We start from the raw sequence: 6,494 nt of genomic DNA, 5'->3' as shown, positions 1-6,494 counted from the left end.
GATTCGATGAGCACTACGGTTACTCTTCCCGACCTCAGTTATCCCATCGGAAAATTAACCTACACTGCGCCGATGACGAAGCAGCAACGCGCTGCGGCGATCGATATTATTGAAGAAGTTCCGGCCAGAATGCGGGATGCGCTCCGCGGACTCTCACCTCAGCAACTCGAGACTCCGTATCGGCCGGGTGGATGGACAGTGCGGCAAGTGGCTCACCATGTGCCAGACAGTCATATGAATGCGTTGATCCGTACGAAATTGGCACTCACAGAAGATGAGCCGACGATCAAGCCTTACGACGAGAGGCGCTGGGCCGAGCTTGCGGACGTGCGTCTGACGCCGGTTGAAACTTCTCTCGCGCTGCTCGAAGCTGTGCACGAGCGTTGGAATCATGTGCTGCGCGCGATGTCCGATTCCGATTTCGCTCGCACCTTTCGTCATCCCGAGCATGGCGTGCAAACCGTTGATTGGTTGGTTGCGCTATATGCGTGGCATGGTTTGCATCATGTGGCGCATATTACGAGCCTGCGCAAACGGAATGGGTGGTGAGGAATCGGATGATCGGGTGAAGTAAAAACATGACGACCAAAGTCGCTTGTTCCGCGGCTAACATCCTCACCATTAGCCCCTCTCCTTAAGTTCGTGACATCATCAGAGCGGCTGAGTGTGATTGGCCGATAAAGAGATTCTCGTCTTTACTTCATCCGATCACTCGATGGCCCGATCACCCGATTCTTCATGTCTCTCTCCTTTTCCATTTCTGCTAATGATGGTCCGGCTCGCCTGGGCCAACTGCGAACTCCGCACGGCGAGATCGAAACTCCGGTCTTTATGCCTGTAGGCACTCTCGGCTCGGTCAAGGGGGTTCCGCAGCACATTCTGGAAGAGCTTGGGGTTCAGATCCTTCTCGGTAACACTTACCATCTTTATCTGCGGCCGGGGCACGACGCTATTCGTGAGATGGGAGGGCTGCATCGCTTCATGTCTTGGGAGCGGCCAGTTCTCACCGACTCCGGTGGTTTTCAGGTCTTCAGTCTCAATGAGTTGCGCAAAGTGTCTGAGCAGGGCGTGGAGTTCCGCTCGCATCTTGATGGTTCCAGCCACTTCTTTACTCCGGAGCGGTCTGTGGAGATTCAGATCGCCTTGGGTGCCGACATCGTTATGGCGTTCGACGAGTGCACGGAACATCCGGCTGGACGAGAGCGAGCGCGCGAATCGATGGAGATGACGGCGCGTTGGGCCCGGCGAAGCAGAGATTATTTTGAGGCGCACAAGGATGCGGTGTCGTGGATTCCGCACATAAAGAAAACACAAAATGCTTCGGCTCCGGTCTTTGCACCCCAAGAACCAACACCGGGTTCTTGGGGACCCCGCGTCTCCCGCGCTGGTGAAAACGCGCGGGAACCCTCCTCCACCCAACATGACCGCTTTTGTCTGAGCGGCGAGAATCTTGTAAGAAGAATGCAATCCTTATTTGGCATCGTGCAAGGCGGTATGTACGCTGACTTGCGGCGCGAGTGTGCGGAACGCTTGGTGGAGCTGGATTTTCCTGGGTATGCGATTGGCGGGCTGAGCGTTGGTGAGCCGCGGGAGCTTACGCGCGAGATCATTGCCAGTACTTTGCCGCTTCTTCCCAAAGATAGGCCGCGCTATGTAATGGGAGTCGGCTATCCGGAGGAGATCGTCGCGTATGCAGCAATGGGCGTCGACATGATGGATTGTGTTTTGCCCACGCGTGCCGCGCGGCACGGCTTGCTGTTCACCTCTGAAGGACGAATGAACATCAAGAATGCGCGCTATGCTCGCGATCAGCAGCCAGCTGATCCGAAGTGCGCTTGCCCAACCTGTTCGCGTTATACGCGCGCGTACCTGCGGCACTTGTTTGTCTCAGGAGAGCCGCTGGCTGCGGTGCTGAACACCATCCACAACCTGGCGCATTACCTTGACACGATGCGCAGCGTCCGTCATGCTATTAAGCTTGGAGAGTTGCAGGCGAAGCTCTCTGAGGCCACGCCGGTTTCAGAGCAGACGAGCTAAGCAGGCTTTTCCTTGAAGCCGCGCCATCCTCGAGCGATGGGGGAGTTCGGCGGCCCTTAAGTCGATTTCGTGATCTGGTAATCGGGTGATTTCGTGATTTGACGGCGCGAGCCGCAAGGATCACCGTCCTGCCCAAGAGAGATCGCGAAACCGCAAAATCACCCAATCGCAAATCTCTACGAGAAGAGAATTGATCGAGTTACACCCAATTAGCTGTCTGCTCGTCCAAGCGTCCGGCTCTGCCTTTGTTACTTTCCTGCCGCTAATCGCGATTTTCGCGATCTTTTACGTCATGTTGATCCTGCCCCAGCAGAAGCGACAGAAGAAGTGGCAGCAGATGTTGGGGTCATTGAAAAATGGCGACCGTGTGGTCACCAGCGGCGGGATTCGCGGGACCATCATCTCCGTCAAAGATGACGCCGTGCAGTTGCGTGTCCCCCCCGATAATTTGCGAATCGAGGTCGCCCGTTCGGCGGTGACCGCTCTCGCCAATCCAGAAGAAGCCAAGTAAATGCACAAAAATCTCCTAACGAAAACATTTTTCATCATCGCTGTGCTGCTTGTATTTGTTTACGGCATTTTCCTCGGGACCGATCCGGAGAAGGCCATCACGGCCTGGAAGCAGCAGGGACCTCTCGGCGCCATTCAGCAAAACATTCATCTTGGTCTCGACCTTAAGGGTGGGACGCACCTGATCCTGCAGGTTGCAGTGAATGAGGCTGTGAATGCTGAAACCGATCGCGTGGCGCAGTCTCTGCGCGAGGATCTCGCGAAGGCAGGCGTCACTTTCACCGACATCACCAAGCCGGATCCGCAGAACCGTCCTGAAGTCATCACCGTCAGCGGAGTGCCGCCTGACAAAGTTGGCGCATTGCGAAATACGGTCAGCGACACGCTTCAGCGCTATGACCTTTCCAGCGGTGCGGGCAATAACTATCAGATCGTGATGAAGCCCTCTGAGCTGACCTCGCTGAAGCAGCGGGCGGTACAGCAGGCGATTGATACGATCCGGAATCGTGTGGACCAGCTCGGTGTGAGTGAGCCGGTGATCCAAGAGCACGGACTCGGCGATTATCAAATTTTGGTTGAGCTGCCTGGCGTTGATGATCCGGCGCGCGTGCGCGAGATCATGCAGTCCACCGCGATGCTTGATATCCGGCTGGTAATCGGTGGGCCCTATCCAGACGAACAATCGGCGCTTCGGGAGAATAAGGGAGCAATCCCTCCCGATGCAGTGATTCTGCCCGGGAACACCGGACGCGGCGATCAGGCTGAATACTACGTTGTATCGCGTACCGCAGCGGTTGCAGGTAGCGACATTCGCGATGCCCAGCCGAGCCGCGATGAGAACGGCCGCCCTGACGTTAACTTCCATCTGAGCAATGATGGTGGACGTCGATTCTCAGACTTCACCGGTGCTCACATGCACGAGCGGCTGGCGATTGTTCTCGATAATCGCGTACGCGAAGCGGCCGAGATTCGCGACCAGATCCGCGACAATGTCCAGATCACCGGCTCCTTCACCGAGCAGCAGACGCAGGATCTCTCAATGATGCTCCGCTCCGGAGCGCTGCCGGCGAGCATTCATTATCTCGATGAAGAGACCGTCGGGCCTTCACTCGGCGCAGATTCGATTCGCCAAGGAGTGCTCGCTGCGGTCGTGGGCATGACCGCAGTGCTGGTCTTCATGCTCATTTACTACCGCGGAGCCGGAATCAATGCGGATCTAGCCTTGCTGCTCAACCTGATCATCCTGCTTGGATTCCTGGGCTTCAGCCACGCGACACTCACGCTGCCGGGTATTGCAGGTGTGATTTTGACGATCGGTATGGGCGTGGACTCGAATGTCCTGATCTTCGAGCGTATTCGCGAGGAACTGCGGGCGGGGAAAGCTCCGGCGGCCGGCGTGGAGCAGGGCTTCGCCCACGCTTGGCTGACGATCGTGGATACCCACGTGACAACCATCGTTTCGGCCGTGATTCTGTTCCTTTTTGGAACTGGTCCGGTGCGAGGATTCGCGGTGACATTGACTTTCGGTCTGCTGGCAAACCTGTTTACCGCAGTGTTTGTCTCGCGCGTCATCTTTGACGCCATTTTGAACCGCAAAGAACGCGGTGAGGCGTTGAGCATCTAGTAGCCTCCAGCTTGTAAGGACTGACCACTTTGGAATTTTTCAAAAGCACGAACATCGATTTTCTGGGGAAGAAATGGTACTTCCTCGGCTTCTCTCTCATCTTCAGCACCGCCGGCCTGTTGTCCATCGCCTTTTGGCACCATATTCCGCTGGGCGTTGATTTCAAGGGCGGGACTCTCGTTGACGTCAGGTTCGCAAGCGCTCCCGACCTCGGCAAAGTTCGGCACGCCGTAGACGATGCGGGATACCACGATGCCGAAATCCAACGGCTCGGCGCCGCTACTGAGAATGAACTGATTGTTCGTCTCCCGCAGCGCGAGACCAGCGAGCAGTCGCTTGACCGAGGACGCAGCGAGATTATCGCCGCCATGGAAAAGTACTTTGGCGGAGAGCAAGGCAAGCTGGACCTGAACAATAGCGGCCCTTCGCAAATTGCCAGTTACCTGCTCGACAAAGACCCACTACACCTTGGCACTGATGCATCTACCCGCTACAACGACATCGCGCGTTACATCACTGACTTCCGCGACAAAAACCGCTCCGGCGTGCTGAATTCGATCGATGAGCTGAGTAGTGCCTCGGTAGCGCCGCAAGCGGTAAGCGCCTTAAAAGAGGGTGCGTTCACATCGCACTTCGCGGTGCGAAGCGTGCAGATTGTCGGACCCCAGGTTGGAGCACAGCTTCGTAAGCAGGCAGCTCTAGCAACTCTTTATTCGCTTGCGGGCATGCTGGTGTATCTCGCCTTTCGTTTCGAATGGATCTACGGAGTCGCCGCCGTGGTGGCTGTCTTCCATGACACGCTGATCACGGTTGGGGCATTCTCCTTGACGAATAAAGAGATAACGCTTACCGTTATCGCCGCGATTCTTACGCTGATCGGATATTCGATGAACGACACCATCGTCGTCTTCGACCGTATCCGCGAAAATATCAAGCTGTACCGGCGAGAGTCGCTTTCGGAGATCGTAAACCGCAGCATCAATCAGACCCTGAGCCGGACGGTTCTCACCTCAGGTTTGACATTTCTGACGGTGCTCTCCTTGTACCTTTTCGGGGGAGAGGTTCTCCATGGGTTTTCCTTTGCCCTGGTAGTAGGCATCCTAATTGGTACGTATTCCTCGATTGCAGTAGCTGCGCCTATGTTAGTGGCTTACCAAGACTGGCGTTTAGCGAGGACCGGAACAGCAGCTGTCCCCGGAGTAGCTGGTCGTCGCAGCAAAATGCGCGCCTGACTGGGAGCAAAATCGGCCCCTGCGGTGTCTATTGCAGTAGAAGTGCCCCCTCATGGAGATTGGCTATGTTTGAGGACAGCCTGGTCGAGTCTTCGGGAAGAATCAAAACAAAGCGCGGCATGACTACGTTCTTGTCATTCGGCTTTCAGATGCTGCTGCTCGGCATCATGGTTCTGATCCCGCTTATATACACGGAAGCTTTGCCTAAGCAGCAGTTGATGACCTTCCTGGTCGCGCCGCCCCCCCCGCCGCCGCCACCTCCGCCTCCACCAGCAGCTCCGGTGAAGGTTGTGAAGGTACAGACGGAAGTCGTCAACAACCAGCTTCGCGCCCCAACCAAGATCCCGAAAGAAATCAAAATGGTGAAGGAAGATGAAGCACCGCCACAGATGGCAGGGGTTGCAGGTGGTGTTCCCGGAGGTGTCGCTGGAGGAACTATGGGTGGCGTGCTGGGAGGAATCGTAGGTTCTTCGCTTCCACCGCCCAAAGTAGCCGCGCCGCAAAGAGTGCGCGTATCCTCGGGCGTGGTCGCCGGCAATAAGATCTCGGGACCCAATCCGACGTACCCGGCGATTGCGAAGACGGCTCGCATTCAGGGACAGGTGGTTTTGCAGGCCACGATCAGCAAGCAGGGCACGATTGAGAACCTGCATGCAGTCAGTGGTCCGCCCATGCTGTATCAGTCCGCGATCGATGCTGTTCGCCAGTGGCGCTACAAACCGTACATCCTGAACGGTGAGGCTGTAGAGGTGGAAACCACGATACAGGTGAACTTCACCCTGAGCGGCGGATAGAGAATGGGACCGGAGAGGGCAGGCAAACCTCTCGAATTAAGTGAGCTTCTGAATCAAGGGAGAGGCAGAGCTGCCTCTCCCGCGGTTCTTTTGTTTTCGGTATCCAGTTTTCCCCTTTGGTAAATCGTGCTCCTTGCCTTCGCCTAACTTCGAAGGCTTGTGAATGCAATGTTTTTGCTTTACCTCCGGAGATAGTTGGATGGGAACATCCAGCACTGACCCGGAGTCGAATCTTCTAGTGACACATGCGGCCGTGTGATCTGGAAATCATCGTCGCAATCAAACAGTTCTGAGGAG

6 protein-coding genes are annotated in these 6,494 nt (G+C 56.1%); all 6 read left to right on the top strand.

Features of this window, described 5'->3' with window-relative positions; translation table 11 throughout:
• Positions 1 to 6: 6 nt before the first annotated feature.
• Positions 7 to 549 carry a putative metal-dependent hydrolase gene (locus DMG62_20625; protein PYY21063.1) on the top strand — a complete coding sequence of 181 codons (543 nt, stop codon included), beginning with the start codon at positions 7 to 9 and terminating at the stop codon, positions 547 to 549.
• A gap of 189 nt (positions 550 to 738) precedes the next feature.
• On the top strand, positions 739 to 2,037 hold the full coding sequence (gene tgt, locus DMG62_20620) for a tRNA guanosine(34) transglycosylase Tgt (GenBank protein ID PYY21062.1): 1,299 nt from the start codon (positions 739 to 741) through the stop codon (positions 2,035 to 2,037).
• Between the two features lie 208 nt (positions 2,038 to 2,245).
• Complete coding sequence (yajC, locus tag DMG62_20615) at positions 2,246 to 2,548, top strand: preprotein translocase subunit YajC (protein PYY21067.1); 303 nt, start codon at positions 2,246 to 2,248, stop codon at positions 2,546 to 2,548.
• Positions 2,549 to 4,171 carry a protein translocase subunit SecD gene (gene secD / locus DMG62_20610; protein ID PYY21061.1) on the top strand — a complete coding sequence of 541 codons (1,623 nt, stop codon included), beginning with the start codon at positions 2,549 to 2,551 and terminating at the stop codon, positions 4,169 to 4,171.
• 29 nt (positions 4,172 to 4,200) lie between these two features.
• Positions 4,201 to 5,403, top strand: a complete 1,203-nt coding sequence (gene secF, locus DMG62_20605; protein PYY21060.1) for a protein translocase subunit SecF — start codon at positions 4,201 to 4,203, stop codon at positions 5,401 to 5,403.
• A gap of 65 nt (positions 5,404 to 5,468) precedes the next feature.
• Positions 5,469 to 6,197: an energy transducer TonB gene (locus DMG62_20600; GenBank protein PYY21059.1), complete on the top strand. Its 729-nt coding sequence runs from the start codon at positions 5,469 to 5,471 to the stop codon at positions 6,195 to 6,197.
• Positions 6,198 to 6,494 lie beyond the last annotated feature (297 nt).

The organism is Acidobacteriota bacterium (assembly GCA_003225175.1).
Lineage (GTDB): Bacteria > Acidobacteriota > Terriglobia > Terriglobales > Acidobacteriaceae > Gp1-AA112.
This window is presented reverse-complemented; position numbering and strand designations above follow the sequence as displayed.

Coding starts and splice junctions, on each gene's coding strand:
- DMG62_20625 (PYY21063.1), top strand. CDS start 7: ATGAGCACTACGGTTACTCTTCCCGACCTCAGTTATCCCATCGGAAAA.
- DMG62_20600 (PYY21059.1), top strand. CDS start 5,469: ATGTTTGAGGACAGCCTGGTCGAGTCTTCGGGAAGAATCAAAACAAAG.
- tgt (PYY21062.1), top strand. CDS start 739: ATGTCTCTCTCCTTTTCCATTTCTGCTAATGATGGTCCGGCTCGCCTG.
- secD (PYY21061.1), top strand. CDS start 2,549: ATGCACAAAAATCTCCTAACGAAAACATTTTTCATCATCGCTGTGCTG.